A 17212-nucleotide genomic window follows, 5' to 3' on the forward strand; every position below is an offset into this window, starting at 1 on the left:
GCGATCATCCTAACGATGTCGATCGGGCGTGCCGCTGGAGCGCACGCTGCTCGTCGAGCGGCCGCGCCTCGAGCGGAACCGCGAAGCTCAGGTGCTCGGCGAGGAGGGGCTGCAGAGCGGATGCCGCGGCCTCGACCCGCGTCGGCACGTCGCCATGCACCTCCAACCAGGGCGCGTCCTGCGCCGCCAGCACATCGCGGAAGCGCTGCTGCATGCCCTGGCGGATGTGCTCGCCGTCGCGCATCCCGTCCTGCACGAACGGGATCTCGTCGCCCGTGAGGACGTAGAGCAACGGCGGATGTGCGGCGGCGGCCTCGTACAGGCGCGCGGCCGTCGAACCGACGTAGCGCTCATGCCACAGAGCTGTCGCGAGCACGTCGGTGTCGCAGACCAGCACCGGCACCGGCACCTCCCGCAGAGCGCGGTGTTCGAGAGCGATCTGCCGATCGACGATCAGGTCGAACTCGTCGCTGCGCCACGGCGCCTCGAGGCCCCCCTCGCGGATCTCGGAGTGCTCGCGCCCGTACTCCGGCACCCACAGCGTTCCCAGCCTCTCGGCCAGCGCCGCAGCGAGGGTCGTGGATCCGGTGGACTCCGCCCCCAGCACCACGACGCGGGCGGTCAGCCAGGCGCGCACGGCCGGCGCGAGCTCGTGCCAGTTGCCGGCGACGTCGGCGCGGATCGCTGTGCCCGAGACCGGGTTGATGCGCCGCCCCTCGTCGATCCGCACCCAGCGGGCATCGAGTCGCCTCGCCAGCTCGCCCCCGTATGCGTCGCACGAGAACACGGTGTCGACGGGCTCATCGAGCAGCGACCCGATCAGCGCCATATGCTCGTCCCACGCGGCCTCCGATTCGAAATCGACCGGGGCGTCGTCCATCGCGGCGACCACCCGCACACCCGGGTGCGACTCACGGATCCAGTCGGCGCGCACCTCGAGCGGGATCGACTCGACCGAGGCGCCGAGCACCTGGACGGTGACCCGGTCGCTTTCGCGCTGCGCCTGACGGATGAGGTGCGCATGCCCGCTGTGGAACGGGTAGAACTTGCCGAGGACCAGTCCATGACCGCTCATGCCCGCCGCCTCATGCCCGCGCGGGAGCGGACGTCGTATCCGTGGCTGCGGAACCGCGATCGGTGACCGCAGCCCGTCGCCACGACCGGTAGCCGATCACGCAGAGTCCGATGAAGAGGGCGTACAACGCGGCGATGACCCAGAGGCCCGCGACGATCGACAGGCCGACGAATGCGATGTCGACGCCGATCCAGACGAACCAGTTCTCGATCCACTTGCGGTTGAGCATGTACTGCGCGACGAGACTCGCGGCGGTGGTCGCGGCATCCGGGATCGCCACCTGCGAGTCGGTGAACGTCGTGAGCACCCACACCAGCACCGCAGCGCCGGCGATCGCGGCGAGCGCGAGCCACGGCCACGCTCGGCGCGGGGTGTTCGCGACGTACGTGCGGCTCTGCTCGGCGCCGTGCGTCCAGCGCCACCAGCCGTGCACTCCCATGAGCAGATAGACGACCTGCAGCACTGCCGTGGCGTAGAGCCCCGCGCCGATGAAGACGACGAACAGCACCACGTTGTTGGCGATGCCGATCGGGTAGTTCCAGACGTTCCGACGCCCCGCGAGCCACACGCAGACCGCTCCCGTGACGAAACCGAGAACCTGAGGCCACTCGGCCTGGAGCCATTCGAGCACGGGGCTCCTACAGTTCGACGCCGAGCAGCACGGGCTCCGGCTGCAGCACCAGACCGAACTCGGCGTGCACGCGGCTCTGGATGAAGCGCGCGAGCTCCGAGACCTCGGCGGCGGTCGCGCCGCCACGGTTCGTCAGTGCCAGGGCGTGCTTGGTCGAGACCGACGCACGCGACCGAGGCAGCGCGAAGCCCTTGCGGATGCCGGCCTGCTCGATCAGCCACGCGGCGCTCACCTTGACATCCGGAGCCTCGGTCTTGACCGGCGGCACGAACCCGTCGTACGACGCGAGCGGGATCACCGTCACGGCATCGAGGTCGGGGGCCACAGGCCAGCGAGGGCACTCGGGCGGCAGCGCGCGCGCCACGGCATCGGGCACGATCGCATTCTGGAAGAACGATCCGACGCCATGAGTGTCGGGATCGTGCTCGTCGAGCAGCATGCCCTTCGACGCCCGGGTGGCGAGGATGCGCTCACGCACCCATGCGAGCGGCACCGGAGCATCCGAGTCGAGCGCGAGAGCCCGACGCAGCTGCTCGCCGCGGACGATACGCTCTTCGGCCACGACCAGATCGACCGTGACCGACAGGATGACGGCTCGTCGCTGCGGCACGCTGCCGTAGTGGTGCTTGAGCACGGACGTGCGGAATCCGAGCCTGAGCTCTGCGGCGGACACCACGGAGACCTCACCCGTCGCCTCGTCGATCAGCTCGACCTCGACGAGGGTCTCCTGGATCTCCTGCCCGTAGGCGCCGATGTTCTGCACGGGAGCCGCGCCGACGGTGCCGGGGATGCCGCTCATCGCCTCTAGACCGGCATAGCCGTGCTCGACGGCGTAGGCGACGAGGTCGTCCCAGCTGTGGCCCGCCTGCACCCGCAGCCGGACGCGACCTGCGTGCGGCGAGGGAAGCTCTTCGATGCCGCGGGTCAGGACGCGGATCACCGTGCCCTCGAACGGCTCATCGCCGATGAACAGGTTGGAGCCGCCCCCGAGGACGAACCACTCCTCGCCGCGGGACCACACCTCGGTGAGGGCGTCGACGAGCTCTGCCGTGGTCGAGGCCTCGAGCATCCGCTCGGGCGCTCCCCCGGTGCGGAGCGTCGTCAGCGTCGAGAGCTGCAGCGGCTCGATCTCGTGCACCACGCGGTCACCCATCAGGAGGCGATGCGCAGCTGCGCCTTGACGAGCACGGTCGTCTCGCCGAACGTGACCTTGAGGTCGATTCTCGTCGACGTCTCGTCGACCGCTCCGACGGTTGCGAGCACGTGCAGATCGGCTCCGTCGGCGGGGTCGACGACGACGGGCTTGGTGAACCGCACGCCGTAGTCGAGGATCCGCGCGCCCGGCTCGAGAGCGGCGACGACCACAGACGAGGCGATGCCCATCGTGAGCATGCCGTGCGCGAGGACACCGGGCAGCCCCACCGAGGCGGCGATGTCGTCACGGTAGTGGATCGGGTTGAAGTCGCCCGAGGCACCGGCGTACCGGACGAGCGACTCCCGCGTGAGGTGGACGGTGCGCTCTGCGACCACGTCTCCGACGGCGAAAGGCATCACGCGGCTCCTTCTTCGGCGCCGACCAGCAGCACGCTGGTGGCGGTGACGACGTGTGCGCCTGCGGCATCCGTGATCTCGGCGGCGCTCGTGATCATGGCGTTGCCGCCCATCATGCGGATGCCGGTGACGCTGAGCCGCCCAGTGAGCTCGTCGCCGGCGACGATCGGCCGGGTGTACGAGAACTTCTGCTCGGCATGGATCGTGCGCGCGAGGACGATGCCGGAATCCGGCTCGGCGAGCAGCTGCTGAAGGGTGTGGTCCTGGATGACCATCGCGAAGGTCGGGGGCGCCACGACATCGTCGAACCCCGCTGCACGAGCGGCCTCGACGTCGGTGTGCTGAGGGGCATCGGCGAAGACGGCACGCGCGAACTCGCGCACCTTCTCACGGCCGACGAGGTAGGGGGCGGTCGGGGGGAACTCACGACCGACAAGCTCTTGATTCACTGCCACCCCTCGATCCTACTTTCTCGGTCGTGGAGCGCGGTGCTCGCGGGCCGGATCAAAGACCGCTCAGTCCTTCTTCCTGCGCCCCTTGATCGCCTTCATCGCCATCTGCACCGCGATCACCACGAGGTATGCCGCGAAGAGCATGTTGCCCACCAGAGGGTCGATCAGGGTGGCCAGCCAGGCGCCGAGTGCGGTGGTCGTGCAGGCCGAGACGCCGACGATCGCCGCCGCGAGGAGGTCGACGTTGCGGTTGCGAAGATTGCCGATCGTGCCCGAGATCGCGGTGGGGATCATCATGAGCAGCGAGGTGCCCTTGGCCACGAGGTCGCTCGTGCCGAATGCCAGCATCAGCACGGGCACCACGATCACGCCTCCGCCGACACCGATCAGGCCGGCGAGGATGCCGGTGCCGACGCCGACCGCGAGCAGGGCGAGCCCGTTGAGCAGCTGCAGCTCGAACTCGGCGTCACGCGAGGGAACGACCAGGAACAGGCTCACGATCACGACCACGAGGAAGCCCACGAAGAACCAGCGCAGCACCGTCTGCGAGATCTTCGGCAGCAGTCGGGTGCCGATCTGCGCACCGACGACCGCACCTGCGGCGAGGATCAGTGCGGGGATCCAGGCGACCGAGCCGTTGATCGCGTAGGAGATGACGCCGACCGTCGCCGTCGGGACGATCGCCGCGAGGGATGTGCCGGCCCCCAGCCGCTGGTTGAAATGCAGGAAGAGCACGAGGAGCGGGACGATGACCGTGCCGCCGCCGACGCCGAAGAGGCCGGAGAGGAGGCCTGCGATCAGGCCGATCCCGATGAATGCCGTATAGGCGCGAGGCCCTCTGCTCAGGGTCTCTGCATCAGTCACCGGATCAGCCTACTCCCGGGCATCCGACCCCGCTGACGGGCCGCCCGCAGACCCTGGGACTCGGTGCCTTAGTGTGCGACACTGGATCGCATCAGACGGCGTCGTCGCCTCACCGGATCGAAGGAGATCTCATGGTGCGCAGTTCCTATCCCGATGTCGAGATCCCTGCGGTCTCGATCCACGAGTTCCTGTTCGGCGATGTCGAGGAGCACCGGCTCGACGCGGTCGCGATCGTCGACGGCGTCAGCGGCGCGACGACGACCTATCGGCAACTGATCCGACAGATAGACCTGTTCGCCGGCGCACTCGCCGCGCGTGGCGTCGGAGTGGGCACGAAGGTGGGAGTGCTGTGCCCGAACGTCCCGGCGTTCGCCACGGTGTTCCACGGCATCCTGCGCGCGGGAGCGACCGCGACGACCATCAACTCCCTCTACACACCCGAGGAGATCGCCAACCAGCTGACGGATGCCGAGGCCACCTGGCTCGTCACCGTCACCCCCCTTCTTCCCGGCGCGAAGGCCGCCGCAGCAGCGCTCGGCTTCGACGACGACCACGTGATCGTCCTCGACGGCGCGGAGGGCCACCCGTCTCTGCCCGCGATGCTCGGCGAAGGCCACTCCGCACCCGAGGTCTCGTTCGACCCGGCGACGCACCTGGCCGTGCTCCCGTACTCGTCCGGCACGACGGGACGCCCCAAAGGGGTCATGCTCACGCACCGCAACCTGATCGCGAACGTGAGCCAGTGCCGCTCGACGATCTCGCTCGGCGATGACGACCGCGTGCTCGCCGTCCTGCCGTTCTTCCACATCTACGGCATGACCGTCCTTCTGAACTTCGCGCTGCGACAGCGCGCCGCGCTGGTCACGATGCCGAAGTTCGATCTCGCCGAGTTCCTCCGCGTCGTGCAGGAGCACCGTACGACCTGGGTGTTCATCGCCCCGCCGATCGCCGTCGCGCTGGCCAAGCATCCGCTCGTCGACCAGTACGACACGTCGGCCATCAAGGTGATCTTCTCCGGCGCCGCTCCCCTCGACGGCGCACTGGCCTCGGCCGTCGCGAACCGCCTCGGATGCATCGTCTGCCAGGGCTACGGCATGACCGAGACCAGCCCCGTCACGCATGCGATTCCCTACGATCGCGCGGACATCGACCGCTCCTCGGTCGGCATGCTGCTCGCGAACACCGAGGCCAGGCTGCTCGGGGATGACGGGCGCGACATCGACGAGCCCGCCGAGGGCCCCAGCGCTCCAGGCGAGCTGCTGATCCGCGGCCCCCAGGTCATGAAGGGCTATCTGAACAGGCCGGATGCGACGGCCGAGATGCTCGACTCCGACGGGTGGCTGCACACCGGAGACGTCGCGACCGTCACGCACGACGGGATCTTCCGTATCGTCGATCGCCTCAAGGAGCTCATCAAGTACAAGGGATACCAGGTCGCCCCCGCCGTGCTCGAGGCGGTGCTGCTCGAGCATCCCTCCATCGCCGACGCCGCCGTGATCGGTGCCCTCGACGAAGACGGCCAGGAGGTCCCGAAGGCGTTCGTGGTCCTGCAGTCGGGTGCGCAGCTCGACGCGGATGCGGTGATGGCGCACGTCGCCGCGCATGTCGCCCCGCACGAGAAGGTGCGTCAGGTCGAGTTCATCGAGGCGATCCCGAAGTCCGCGTCGGGCAAGATCCTGCGCAAGGACCTGCGCGTCCGCTGATCGAGGTCACCGAGTCGAAGCACTCCGACGACGAAGAAGCCCGCCGTCCCTTTCGGGGCGGCGGGCTTCTTCATGCGAGCGAGATGCTTACTCGGACTTCTTCTCGACAGCGTCCTCGGCGGCAGCCTCGGCTGCCTCTCCCTCGGCCTGCGACTCGGCGCCGGCGTCGGCGGACTCCTCGACAGGAGCCTCCTCCTCGACCGGAGCCTCCTCGACGACCTCGGCAGGCTTCTCAGCCTTGGCGGCCTTCTTGGTCGACTTCGCCTTGGGGGTGACGGGCTCGAGGACGAGCTCGATCACGGCCATGGGCGCGTTGTCGCCCTTGCGGTTGCCGACCTTCGTGATGCGGGTGTAGCCGCCCTCACGGTCGGCGACCAGCGGTGCGATCTCGGCGAACAGCGTGTGCACGACTGCCTTGTCACCGATGACCGAGAGAACGCGACGACGAGCGTGCAGGTCTCCGCGCTTGGCGAAGGTGATCAGACGCTCGGCGAGCGGACGCAGGCGCTTGGCCTTGGTCTCGGTCGTCTTGATCGACTTGTGGGTGTACAGAGCCGCCGCGAGGTTGGCAAGCAGCAGGCGCTCGTGTGCGGGGCCGCCTCCGAGGCGGGGACCCTTAGTGGGCTTGGGCATATCTCACTCCTGGTCAGGAAAGGTCGGGTCAGCTGGCCTCTGCCAGATGACAATCCGGGTGGGTCAGAAGGACTCGTCTTCGCTGCCGCCGTAGAAGTGGGCGCCGTCGAAACCGGGCACCGAATCCTTGAGCGACAGACCGAGCGAGATGAGCTTGTCGCGCACCTCGTCGACCGACTTCTGGCCGAAATTGCGGATGTTCATGAGCTGCGTCTCCGACAGGGCGACGAGCTCCGAAACAGTGTTGATGCCCTCACGCTTCAGGCAGTTGTAAGAGCGGACCGAGAGGTCGAGGTCCTCGATCGGCATCGACAGCTCGCTGGAGTTCACTGCCTCCACCGGCGCCGGGCCGATCTCGATGCCCTCAGCCTCGACGTTCAGCTCGCGGGCGAGACCGAACAGCTCGGTGAGCGTCTTCGCAGCCGAAGCGACCGCGTCGCGGGGGCTGATCGCGGACTTGGTCTCGACGTCGAGGACGAGCTTGTCGAAGTCGGTGCGCTCACCGGCACGGGTGGCGTCGACGCGGTAGCTGACCTTGAGGACCGGCGAGTAGATCGAGTCGATCGGGATCTGACCGGCCTCTGCGTACTCGTTGCGGTTCTGGGTCGCCGAGACGTAGCCACGGCCACGCTCGATCGTGAGCTCGAGCTCGAACTTCGCGGTCTCGTTGAGGGTCGCGATGACGAGTTCGGGGTTCTGGATCTCGACACCGGCCGGAGCCGAGATGTCAGCGGCGGTCACTTCGCCCGAACCGGTCTTGCGCAGGTACGCCGTGATCGGCTCGTCGCGCTCCGACGAGACGACGAGCTGCTTGATGTTGAGGATGATCTCGGTGACATCCTCCTTCACGCCGGGGATGGTGCTGAACTCGTGCAGCACGCCGTCGATGCGAACGCTGGTGACCGCGGCGCCGGGGATCGACGACAGCAGGCTGCGACGAAGCGCGTTGCCGATCGTGTATCCGAAGCCGGGCTCCAGAGGCTCGATGATGAACCGGCTCCGGTTCTCGACGATCTTTTCCTCGGTCAGTGTGGGACGCTGTGCAATAAGCACTCTGTGTTCCTTTCGATCACATGCCCGCTATATGACATGTGGTGGGGTGAGGTCTTGAGTTTTTGTGAGTCGATGCCCGCTGGCGGGCGTCGAGCCGCTCGGACCCTGAGGCACGAGCGGCTCGACGAGCCGGATCAGACGCGGCGACGCTTCGGCGGGCGGCAGCCGTTGTGCGCCTGCGGGGTGACGTCCTGGATCGAACCGACCTCGAGGCCGGCGGCAGTCAGCGAACGGATCGCGGTCTCGCGACCCGAGCCCGGTCCCTTGACGAAGACGTCGACCTTCTTGACGCCGTGCTCCTGCGCCTGGCGGGCGGCCGACTCGGCGGCCATGCCAGCGGCGTAGGGCGTCGACTTGCGCGAGCCCTTGAAGCCCACGCCACCCGACGATGCCCAGCTGATGACAGCGCCGGACGGGTCGGTGATCGAGACGATGGTGTTGTTGAACGTCGACTTGATGTGGGCGTGGCCCAGCGCGATGTTCTTCTTTTCCTTGCGGCGCGGCTTGCGCGCGGCGGCCTTGGGTGCAGCCATGAAAGTGTTCTCCTAGTCCCTGGGGGCCGCGCTTAGCGGGCCTTCTTCTTGCCTGCGACGGTGCGCTTCGGGCCCTTGCGGGTACGGGCGTTGGTCTTGGTGCGCTGACCACGGACCGGGAGGCCACGACGGTGGCGGATGCCCTCGTAGGAGCCGATCTCGACCTTGCGGCGGATGTCTGCGGCGACCTCGCGGCGCAGGTCACCCTCCACCTTGTAGGTACCTTCGATGTGGTCGCGGAGGGCGATCAGCTGGTCGTCGCTGAGGTCCTTCACGCGGATGCTCTCGTCGATGTCCGTCGCCTTGAGGATCTCGACCGAGCGGGTACGGCCGACGCCGTAGATGTAGGTAAGGGCGATCACCACGCGCTTGTCGCGCGGGATGTCAACGCCGGCAAGACGTGCCATGCGGTTCTCCTGAGTTTGGTAGAGGTGTGGAGCAGGATCGGTGCCCGGGCCTCTGTCCCGAGGTGTCCCCCACTCGCGTGGGTTCTGATCCTGCCGTTGTGTGTGTTGAGTTGTGAGTCAGATCCGAAGAGTCCGTCGGCGTGGCCGACGGGTGGTCAGCCCTGGCGCTGCTTGTGGCGCGGGTTGCTCTTGCAGATCACCATGACGCGGCCGTGCCGACGGATCACCTTGCAGTGATCGCAGATGGGCTTGACGCTGGGGTTGACCTTCATGATGTTTCCTGTTCGCTGTCTTCGTACCGCCCCGAGCTGGGGCAGGCCGTTACTTCTCGACCGATCAGCGGTAGCGGTAGACGATACGGCCGCGGGTGAGGTCGTAGGGGCTGAGCTCCACGACCACGCGGTCCTCGGGGATGATGCGGATGTAGTTCTGCCGCATCTTGCCGGAGATCGTTGCCAGGACCTTGTGTCCGTTGGAGAGCTCAACGCGGAACATCGCGTTGGGCAGAGCCTCGGAGATCACGCCCTCGATCTCGATGACACCGTCTTTCTTAGCCATAGCCTCGCTGACGCTTCTGCAGATCGGTCGATCTGCGGTGGGTGGTTGGATTGCGATGCCTCTGCCGATTCAGACACGCCGAATCAAGGCGCAAGGCACCAAGGATCTATGTTATCCGAGAACGGGAGTTCCGGCAACCTGAGCAGGATGCCGGAACTCCCGAGTCGATATCGGACAGATCAGCCGAGGATCTTTGCGAACTCGGTCGCGATCTCGGTGTTGTCGATGCGCGTGCCGTTGACCTCGACCGTCGGAGTTCCCTTGATGTCGTGGGCCTTCGTCTGCGAGTCGGCGAACTTCGTGTACGTGCCGTCCGCGATGCAGTCGGCGGCAGCTCCCGCACCCGCCTGCTCGGCGAGAGCGCTCAGCTCCTCGACGCTGAGGCCCGCGGAGTTCTCCTCGGGCTGGTTCGTGAAGAGCAGGTTGAAGTAGTCCAGGGTCGCGTCCGGAGCCTCGGCGGCGACGCAGTACATGGAGCCTGCCGACAGCGACGAGTACTGACCCGTCGTCGAGTACCGGTTGAGGATCGAGACCGGGTGGATGTTCAGCGTGATCTTGTTGTCGGCTGCCGCCGTCTGCAGCTGCTCGCCGTATGCGTCCTCGAACTGGCCGCACACGGGGCACATGAAGTCGACGTACGTGTCGATCTCGTCCTCGCCCGTGCCGAAGGAGATCGCGCCGGTCTCCTCGTTCACGATCGAGCTCTGCGGCGCGGTGCCGGGGTCGGTCGCCTGGTTGTTGAGCGACACGACGACGAAGGCGAGGACGGCCAGAACGACCACCACTGCCGCCGAGACGCCGATCACGAACCAGTTGGTGTTGCCTTTCGCGGCTGCCATGGTTTTCCGTTTCTGTCGAGGCCCACTCACGGTGGACCCGGCCTGAAGTCTGCGGGTGCATGCGCACCCATACATCCATTGTGCCCGGAGAAACCTATGTGCGCGTTGTGACGACGCTCTGCGTCGCGACGGACGTCACCGGAAGCGTCCGCCGGATCAGGCGATCGGCGTCGGCGTCACGCCGAAAGGTGCGAGGCCTGCCGCTCCCCCGTCGACGGACGTGAGCACCCAGATGCCGCCCTCGTGCAGGGCGACGCTGTGCTCCCAGTGCGACCCGTCGGTGCCGTCGACCGTCGAGACGGTCCAGTCGTCGTCCTCGACGAAGGTCTCGTCGCTGCCGGCGGTGACCATCGGCTCGATGGCGAGCACGAGCCCGGGCTTGACCTCGGCGCCGGGGTCGGGCGTGCGGTAGTTGAAGACGCTCGGCGCCTCGTGCATCTTGCGGCCGATGCCGTGACCCACGTATTCACGGAGGATGCCGTAGCTCTCACCGGAGACCGCTGACGGGCCCTGTGCCTCGATGTAGCCCTGGATGGCTGCTCCGATGTCCCCCAGGTGCGAGGCGGACGCCATGGCGGCGATCCCGGCCCACATCGACCCCTCGGTCACTCGGGAGAGCTCCTCGCGCTGGGCGACCAGCTCGGGGCGGCCGTCATCCGGGACGACGACGGTGATCGCGCTGTCTCCGTTCCAGCCCTGGTACTGCGCGCCGCAGTCGATCGAGACGATGTCGCCCGCCTGCAGCACACGCTCGCCGGGGATGCCGTGCACGACCTCCTCGTTGACCGAGATGCAGGTCGTGTGGCGGTAGCCGCGCACGAGCTGGAAGTTCGACTCCGCGCCGCGAGCGAGGATCACCCTGTTCGCCTCGGCGTCGAGTTCGAGCGTCGTGACGCCGGGCCGGATCAGCGGACGCACGGCCTCGAGGGCCGCTGCCGTGATGAGGCCGGGCTCGACCATCGCGCGCAGCTGTGCGGCGCTCTTGTAGATCGACTTGCGGAACATAGTGCGCGGGTCAGGCGGCGAGGCGCAGACCGCGTGCGGTCAGCGCAGCGAACACGCGCTCGGTGATCTCGTCGAGGCTGCCGACTCCGTCGATGCGGTCGACGACGCCTCGGGGGCCGTAGACCTCGAGGATCGGAGCCGTCTCGTGCTCGTAGATGTCCAGGCGATGTGCGATGGCCTCGTCGGTGTCGTCCGACCGCCCCTGCTCCGCTGCGCGGAGCTTGAGACGCTCGATGCTCTCCTCGCGAGGGACGTCGAGCAGGATGACGGCGTCGAGGGACTCGCCTCGCTCCGCGAGGAACGCGTCGAGGTGAGCCACCTGAGCCGAGTTGCGCGGGTATCCGTCGAGCAGGAAGCCGTTCGCGGCGTCATCCTGCGACAGGCGATCGCGGACGATCTCACTCGTCAGTTCGTCGGGAACGAGGTCGCCCCGGTCGAGGACAGCCGTGACCTGCTGGCCGAGCGGCGTGCCCTCTTTGATGTTCGCCCGGAAGATGTCGCCGGTGGAGACGACCGGGATGCCGTAGGACTCGGCGATGCGAACACCCTGCGTGCCCTTGCCGGACCCCTGCGGTCCGACGATGAGGAGACGAGCTGATCGAGTCATCGGAGGAGCCCTTCGTAGTGACGCTGCTGCAGCTGCGCATCGATCTGCTTGACCGTCTCGAGACCGACACCCACGATGATGAGGATCGACGCGCCACCGAACGGGAAGTTCTGGTTGGCGCCGACGGTGGCGAGAGCGATCAGCGGGATCAGCGCGATCAGGCCGAGGTAGATCGAGCCGGGAAGCGTGATGCGCGTGAGCACGTAGTCGAGGTACTCGGCCGTCGGACGACCGGCACGGATGCCGGGGATGAACCCGCCGTACTTCTTCATGTTGTCGGCGACCTCGACAGGGTTGAACGTGATCGCGACGTAGAAGTAGGTGAACCCGATGATCAGCAGGAAGTACGCCGCCATGTAGACCGGGTGGTTTCCCGTGGTGAAGTTCGCGCTGATCCAGGTGACCCACGCGGCGGGCTCGGAGCCGTCCTGCGGGGTGTTGAACTGCGCGATCAGCGCCGGGATGTAGAGGAGCGACGAGGCGAAGATCACGGGGATCACACCCGCCATGTTCACCTTGATCGGGATGTAGGTGTTCGTGCCGCCGTAGGTGCGGCGACCGACCATGCGCTTGGCGTACTGCACCGGAATGCGACGCTGCGACTGCTCGACGAACACGACGAGGCCCATGACGATGATCCCGACCAGCAGCACCAGGAGGAAGACCTCGAAGCCCTTGCTCTCCCAGATGAGCCACATGGCACCGGGGAAGGTGGCGGCGATCGAGGTGAAGATCAGAAGCGACATGCCGTTGCCGATGCCGCGCTCGGTGACGAGCTCGGCGAACCACATGATGAGGCCGGTGCCGGCGGTCATCGCCATGATGATGAGCAGCTGCGCCCACCACACGTCGTTGGTGAGGAGGTTCTGGCATGCGGCGACGTCGGTCGTGCCGAAGAGCTGTCCGCTGCGGGCGACCGTGACGAGGGTCGTCGACTGCAGCAGTGCCAGCGCGATCGTCAGGTACCGCGTGTACTGGGTGAGTCGTGCCTGACCGGCCTGACCCTCCTTGTGCAGCGCCTCGAAGTGAGGGATGACGACCCGGAGGAGCTGGGTGATGATCGTCGCGGTGATGTACGGCATGACGCCGAGCGCGAAGATCGAGAGCTGGAGGAGCGCGCCACCGGAGAAGAGGTTGACGAGCCCGAGGAGTCCCTCCGTGCCTGAGTTCAGAGCCAGGCACTCCTCGACGTTCGGGAAGTTCACGAACGGAGCAGGGACATTCGAGCCAAGCCGGTAGATGGCGACGATGGCGAGGGTGAAACCGATCTTCCGACGCAGGTCGGGCGTGCGGAAGATCCGCGCGATGGCGCTAAACAAGGACGTCCTCCTGAAAAGGTTGCCGATCCCCGAGGGACGGCTGAAAGAACAGGCTAACCCATAAGAGGGGCCGGAGAATCTCCGACCCCTCTTATGAAGTGGTTACTTGACGGATCCGCCAGCAGCCACGATCTTCTGCTCGGCGGAACCCGAGACCTTGTCGACCGCGACGGTGAGCTTCACGGCGATGTCGCCGTTTCCGAGAACCTTGACCTTTTCGTTCTTGCGAACGGCACCCTTGGCGACCAGGTCGCTGATGGTGACGTCGCCACCCTTGGGGTACAGCTCCGCGAGCTTCTCCAGGTTCACGACCTGGTACTCCACGCGGAACGGGTTCTTGAAACCGCGCAGCTTCGGGGTGCGCATGTGCAGAGGCATCTGCCCACCCTCGAAGCCGACGCGAACGGTGTTGCGAGCCTTCGTACCCTTGGTACCGCGACCCGCCGTCTTGCCCTTGGAGCCCTCACCGCGACCGACACGGGTCTTCGCGGTGTTGGCGCCGGGGACCGGACGCAGGTGGTGCACCTTGAGCACGCCGGGGCGGGATGCCGGAGCATCCTTCTTCGGCGCAGCCTTCTTGGCAGCCGGCTTCTTGACGGCGTCGGCCTTGGCCTCGGTCGCCTTCGCCGGTGCCTTCTTGGCGGCGGGCTTCTTCTCGGCTGCGGCCTTGGGAGCGGCAGCCTTCTTCGGGGCCTTCTCAGCCTCGACGGCTTCGTTCTTCTCAGCCATTAGTCGATCTCCTCAACCTTGACGAGGTGGGCGACGGTCTTGACGTAACCGCGCGTCTGCGCGTCGTCGGGGCGAACGGTGCTGTCACCGATGCGCTTCAGACCGAGGCTGCGCAGCGTGTCACGCTGGTTCTGCTTCTCGCTCACCTTGGACTTGACCTGCGTGACCTTCAGGCGCGCAGCCATCAGGCACCTACCTTCTGTGCGGCGATGGCGTCAGCCTCCGCACGGACGAGACGCGCGGGTGCGACCTGGTCGAACTCGAGGCCACGACGTGCGGCGACCGCACGGGGCTCCTCGAGCTGCTTCAGAGCCGTCACCGTGGCGTGCACGATGTTGATCGTGTTCGACGAGCCGAGCGACTTCGACAGCACGTCGTGGATACCGGCGCACTCGAGCACGGCGCGGACGGGACCACCGGCGATGACACCGGTACCGGCAGCGGCCGGGCGGAGCAGGACGACGCCTGCTGCTGCCTCGCCCTGCACGGGGTGCGGGATGGTGCTTCCGACGCGCGGAACGCGGAAGAAGTTGCGCTTGGCCTCTTCGACACCCTTCGAGATCGCCAGAGGGACCTCGCGGGCCTTGCCGTAGCCGACGCCCACCAGACCGTTGCCGTCACCGACGACCACGAGAGCGGTGAAGCTGAAGCGACGACCACCCTTCACGACCTTCGAGACGCGGTTGATGGTGACCACGCGCTCGAGGAACTGGTTGTCCCCACGGTCGCGGGAGTTGCGGTCACGGCCACCCTGGTTGCGGTCACCACGGCCACCGCCGCGGCGGTTGTCGCGCTGAGACGGCTCTGCCTGCGTGGTGCCGGCGGCAGTCTCGGAAGTGGCAGCTGCCGCTTCGGTCACTTCGTTCTCCTTGTTGTCACTCACAGTGCCAGACCCCCTTCGCGGGCGCCGTCGGCGATGGCGGCGACACGACCTGCGTAGCGGTTGCCGCCACGGTCGAACACTGCCTCGGAAACGCCGGCAGCCTTCGCGCGCTCGGCGAGAAGCTCGCCGACCTTGCGTGCCTTGGCGGTCTTGTCGCCCTCGAGCGAGCGCAGGTCGGTCTCGAGCGTCGATGCCGACGCGACGGTGTGACCCTTGCTGTCGTCGACAAGCTGCACGAAGACGTGGCGAGCCGAACGGTTGACGACGAGGCGCGGACGCACCTCGGTGCCGACGACCTTCTTGCGAAGGCGGGCGTGACGACGCGCGCGGGCGTCAGACTTTGACTTGAGAGCCATGGTTACTTACCACTCTTTCCGGCCTTGCGACGCACGACCTCGCCGGCGTAGCGCACGCCCTTGCCCTTGTACGGCTCGGGCTTGCGGATCTTGCGGATGTTCGCAGCTGCCTCGCCGACAGCCTGCTTGTCGATACCACTGACCGTGAGCTTGTTGTTGCCCTCGACCGTCAGCGTGATACCGGCGGGCGGGTCGATGAGGACCGGGTGCGAGAAGCCGAGGGCGAACTCGACCGAGCTGCCCTTCTGAGCGACGCGGTAACCGGTTCCGACAACCTCGAGACCCTTGGTGTAGCCCTGGGTCACGCCGATGATGTTGTTGTTGATGAGCGTGCGGGTCAGGCCGTGAAGCGACCGGGACTCGCGCTCGTCGTCGGGACGGGTGACGAGAACCTGGTTCTCCTCGACCGCGACCTCGATGGGCTTTGCGACCGTCAGGGTGAGTTCACCCTTGGGGCCCTTCACCGCGACCTCACGGCCGTCGACCGAGATGGTCACGCCCGCGGGAACGTCGATGGGAAGTCGTCCAATACGCGACATTTTCGATTACCACACGTAGGCGAGAACTTCTCCGCCCACGCCCTTCTGCTCTGCCTGACGGTCGGTGAGAAGACCGGAGGAGGTGGACAGGATGGCCACGCCGAGGCCGCCGAGGACCCTGGGGAGCTCGGTGGACTTCGCGTACACGCGGAGGCCGGGCTTCGACACGCGCTTGATGCCCGCGATCGAACGCTCACGGTTGGGGCCGTACTTCAGCTGCAGCGTGAGGTTCGAGCCGACGCGAGCGTCAGTCGTCTCCCATCCAGCGATGTAGCCCTCCTGCTGGAGGATCTCGGCGATGTGCGTCTTGAGCTTGCTCGACGGCAGGGTCACGGAATCGTGGTGCGCCGAGTTCGCGTTACGCAGACGGGTCAGCAGATCTGCGACCGGGTCTGTCATTGTCATTGTTGTTTTCCTTTGTTCATGAGGTTCCGGCTGCCGTTACACGACAGACGGCCTGCGATGACACGCAATCTTCAATTGTACGGGATCGGGCGGGGCGCTGTGCGCCCCGCCCGAAACCGCTTACGCCTTGGCGTCTTCCGTACGGAAGGGGAAGCCGAGGTGACGCAGAAGCGCGCGGCCTTCGTCGTCCGTCTTCGCGGTGGTGACGACAGTGATATCGAAACCGCGAACCCGGTCGATCTTGTCCTGATCGATCTCGTGGAACACGCTCTGCTCCTGGAGACCGAAGGTGTAGTTGCCGTTGCCGTCGAACTGCTTGGCCGACAGACCGCGGAAGTCGCGGATGCGGGGCAGGGCGAGCGAGACGAGGCGGTCCAGGAACTCCCACGCACGGTCACCACGGAGGGTGACGTGTGCGCCGATGGGCTGGCCCTCGCGCAGCTTGAACTGCGCGATCGACTTGCGTGCCTTCGTGACGAGCGGCTTCTGACCGGTGATCTTGGTGAGATCGTCGATCGCGCCGTCGATCACCTTGCTGTCACGGGCCGCTTCACCGACACCGGTGTTCACGACGACCTTGACCAGACCGGGGATCTGCATCACGTTGGTGTAGCCGAATTCATCCTGCAGCTTCTGCTGGATCTCGGCCTTGTACTTCGCCTTCAGGCGGGGCTGGATCTTGCCAGCCACCGCAGCGTCGGTGGTTGCCATCAGAGGTCCTTACCTGACTTCTTCGCGTACCGCACACGGACGGTGCGCTTGACGCCGTCCTTGGTCTGCTCCTCGACCCGGTGGCCGACCTTGGTCGGCTTCTTGGTCGAGGGGTCGACGACTGCGACGTTCGAGATGTGGATGGAGGCCTCGACAGTCTCGAGGCCGCCCGTCTTGGTGCCACGCTGCGTCTGACCGACGCGCGTGTGCTTGGTGACGTAGTTCACGCCTTCGACGATGATGCGGTTCTTGTCGGCCAGGATCTCGAGGACCTTGCCCTGCTTGCCGCGATCTCCGCCACGCTCCTGCGTCGCTCCGGTGATGACCTGAACCAGGTCACCCTTCTTGATCTTCGCCAT

General features: G+C 66.7%; 25 protein-coding genes. 1 reads left to right on the forward strand and 24 read right to left on the reverse strand.

Annotation, left to right across the window (positions count from 1 at the left end; genetic code table 11):
• Positions 1-4: 4 nt before the first annotated feature.
• From MRBLWH13_RS11250 to MRBLWH13_RS11275, 6 genes are read right to left on the reverse strand one after another with little or no spacing between them, the layout of a single operon-like run.
• Entirely contained in the window at positions 5-1075 is a 1071-nt protein-coding gene (locus MRBLWH13_RS11250; RefSeq protein ID WP_341955131.1) for an AAA family ATPase, read from the reverse strand.
• A 10-nt stretch (positions 1076-1085) separates the two neighbouring features.
• A complete protein-coding gene (pnuC, locus tag MRBLWH13_RS11255; protein WP_341955132.1) occupies positions 1086-1706 on the reverse strand; it encodes a nicotinamide riboside transporter PnuC in 621 nt (206 codons plus the stop codon).
• A gap of 7 nt (positions 1707-1713) precedes the next feature.
• Positions 1714-2844 carry a UDP-N-acetylmuramate dehydrogenase gene (locus MRBLWH13_RS11260; protein ID WP_341958292.1) on the reverse strand — a complete coding sequence of 377 codons (1131 nt, stop codon included), beginning with the start codon at positions 2842-2844 and terminating at the stop codon, positions 1714-1716.
• A gap of 14 nt (positions 2845-2858) precedes the next feature.
• Positions 2859-3257 (reverse strand): MaoC/PaaZ C-terminal domain-containing protein, encoded by a 399-nt coding sequence (locus tag MRBLWH13_RS11265; protein WP_341955133.1) that lies wholly within the window; start codon positions 3255-3257, stop codon positions 2859-2861.
• A complete protein-coding gene (locus tag MRBLWH13_RS11270; RefSeq protein ID WP_341955134.1) occupies positions 3257-3712 on the reverse strand; it encodes a MaoC family dehydratase N-terminal domain-containing protein in 456 nt (151 codons plus the stop codon). Before MRBLWH13_RS11270 ends, MRBLWH13_RS11265 begins: the two co-directional genes overlap by 1 nt.
• Before the next feature lie 60 nt (positions 3713-3772).
• A complete protein-coding gene (locus tag MRBLWH13_RS11275; protein ID WP_341955135.1) occupies positions 3773-4573 on the reverse strand; it encodes a sulfite exporter TauE/SafE family protein in 801 nt (266 codons plus the stop codon).
• 131 nt (positions 4574-4704) lie between these two features.
• Between MRBLWH13_RS11275 and MRBLWH13_RS11280 the strand changes: the two genes are divergently transcribed.
• Positions 4705-6276 (forward strand): AMP-binding protein, encoded by a 1572-nt coding sequence (locus MRBLWH13_RS11280; RefSeq protein WP_341955136.1) that lies wholly within the window; start codon positions 4705-4707, stop codon positions 6274-6276.
• An 87-nt stretch (positions 6277-6363) separates the two neighbouring features.
• On the opposite strand, the gene rplQ is transcribed toward MRBLWH13_RS11280, so the two are convergent.
• From rplQ to rplX, 18 genes are all read right to left on the reverse strand, one after another.
• Positions 6364-6909: a 50S ribosomal protein L17 gene (gene rplQ / locus MRBLWH13_RS11285; RefSeq protein WP_056514152.1), complete on the reverse strand. Its 546-nt coding sequence runs from the start codon at positions 6907-6909 to the stop codon at positions 6364-6366.
• A gap of 63 nt (positions 6910-6972) precedes the next feature.
• Positions 6973-7962: a DNA-directed RNA polymerase subunit alpha gene (locus MRBLWH13_RS11290; protein WP_017829188.1), complete on the reverse strand. Its 990-nt coding sequence runs from the start codon at positions 7960-7962 to the stop codon at positions 6973-6975.
• 134 nt (positions 7963-8096) lie between these two features.
• Complete coding sequence (rpsK, locus tag MRBLWH13_RS11295; protein ID WP_045253826.1) at positions 8097-8495, reverse strand: 30S ribosomal protein S11; 399 nt, start codon at positions 8493-8495, stop codon at positions 8097-8099.
• A gap of 32 nt (positions 8496-8527) precedes the next feature.
• Entirely contained in the window at positions 8528-8902 is a 375-nt protein-coding gene (rpsM, locus tag MRBLWH13_RS11300; RefSeq protein ID WP_045253827.1) for a 30S ribosomal protein S13, read from the reverse strand.
• Between the two features lie 155 nt (positions 8903-9057).
• Positions 9058-9174, reverse strand: a complete 117-nt coding sequence (gene rpmJ, locus MRBLWH13_RS11305; protein WP_005050492.1) for a 50S ribosomal protein L36 — start codon at positions 9172-9174, stop codon at positions 9058-9060.
• Between the two features lie 64 nt (positions 9175-9238).
• Positions 9239-9460, reverse strand: a complete 222-nt coding sequence (gene infA / locus MRBLWH13_RS11310) for a translation initiation factor IF-1 (protein WP_017201569.1) — start codon at positions 9458-9460, stop codon at positions 9239-9241.
• Between the two features lie 179 nt (positions 9461-9639).
• Positions 9640-10299: a thioredoxin domain-containing protein gene (locus MRBLWH13_RS11315; protein ID WP_341955137.1), complete on the reverse strand. Its 660-nt coding sequence runs from the start codon at positions 10297-10299 to the stop codon at positions 9640-9642.
• A gap of 156 nt (positions 10300-10455) precedes the next feature.
• Positions 10456-11304 carry a type I methionyl aminopeptidase gene (map, locus tag MRBLWH13_RS11320; protein WP_341955138.1) on the reverse strand — a complete coding sequence of 283 codons (849 nt, stop codon included), beginning with the start codon at positions 11302-11304 and terminating at the stop codon, positions 10456-10458.
• 10 nt (positions 11305-11314) lie between these two features.
• Positions 11315-11911 carry an adenylate kinase gene (locus tag MRBLWH13_RS11325; protein WP_056312860.1) on the reverse strand — a complete coding sequence of 199 codons (597 nt, stop codon included), beginning with the start codon at positions 11909-11911 and terminating at the stop codon, positions 11315-11317.
• Complete coding sequence (secY, locus tag MRBLWH13_RS11330) at positions 11908-13230, reverse strand: preprotein translocase subunit SecY (protein WP_056514161.1); 1323 nt, start codon at positions 13228-13230, stop codon at positions 11908-11910. Before secY ends, MRBLWH13_RS11325 begins: the two co-directional genes overlap by 4 nt.
• A gap of 102 nt (positions 13231-13332) precedes the next feature.
• Positions 13333-13959, reverse strand: coding sequence for a 50S ribosomal protein L15 (rplO, locus tag MRBLWH13_RS11335; protein WP_341955139.1), 627 nt, complete (start codon positions 13957-13959; stop codon positions 13333-13335).
• A complete protein-coding gene (gene rpmD / locus MRBLWH13_RS11340; protein WP_042538783.1) occupies positions 13959-14144 on the reverse strand; it encodes a 50S ribosomal protein L30 in 186 nt (61 codons plus the stop codon). Before rpmD ends, rplO begins: the two co-directional genes overlap by 1 nt.
• Positions 14144-14818: a 30S ribosomal protein S5 gene (gene rpsE / locus MRBLWH13_RS11345; protein WP_259162244.1), complete on the reverse strand. Its 675-nt coding sequence runs from the start codon at positions 14816-14818 to the stop codon at positions 14144-14146. The genes rpmD and rpsE overlap by 1 nt, the downstream gene beginning before the upstream one ends.
• Before the next feature lie 20 nt (positions 14819-14838).
• Positions 14839-15198 (reverse strand): 50S ribosomal protein L18, encoded by a 360-nt coding sequence (gene rplR, locus MRBLWH13_RS11350; protein WP_029260926.1) that lies wholly within the window; start codon positions 15196-15198, stop codon positions 14839-14841.
• Between the two features lie 2 nt (positions 15199-15200).
• Entirely contained in the window at positions 15201-15737 is a 537-nt protein-coding gene (rplF, locus tag MRBLWH13_RS11355) for a 50S ribosomal protein L6 (RefSeq protein ID WP_056514166.1), read from the reverse strand.
• Between the two features lie 6 nt (positions 15738-15743).
• On the reverse strand, positions 15744-16142 hold the full coding sequence (rpsH, locus tag MRBLWH13_RS11360) for a 30S ribosomal protein S8 (RefSeq protein ID WP_045253835.1): 399 nt from the start codon (positions 16140-16142) through the stop codon (positions 15744-15746).
• Positions 16143-16262: 120 nt separating this feature from the next.
• Positions 16263-16853, reverse strand: a complete 591-nt coding sequence (gene rplE, locus MRBLWH13_RS11365) for a 50S ribosomal protein L5 (protein WP_056514168.1) — start codon at positions 16851-16853, stop codon at positions 16263-16265.
• Positions 16853-17212, reverse strand: coding sequence for a 50S ribosomal protein L24 (rplX, locus tag MRBLWH13_RS11370; RefSeq protein WP_056514171.1), 360 nt, complete (start codon positions 17210-17212; stop codon positions 16853-16855). The genes rplE and rplX overlap by 1 nt, the downstream gene beginning before the upstream one ends.

Source organism: Microbacterium sp. LWH13-1.2, from assembly GCF_038397735.1.
Lineage (GTDB): Bacteria > Actinomycetota > Actinomycetes > Actinomycetales > Microbacteriaceae > Microbacterium.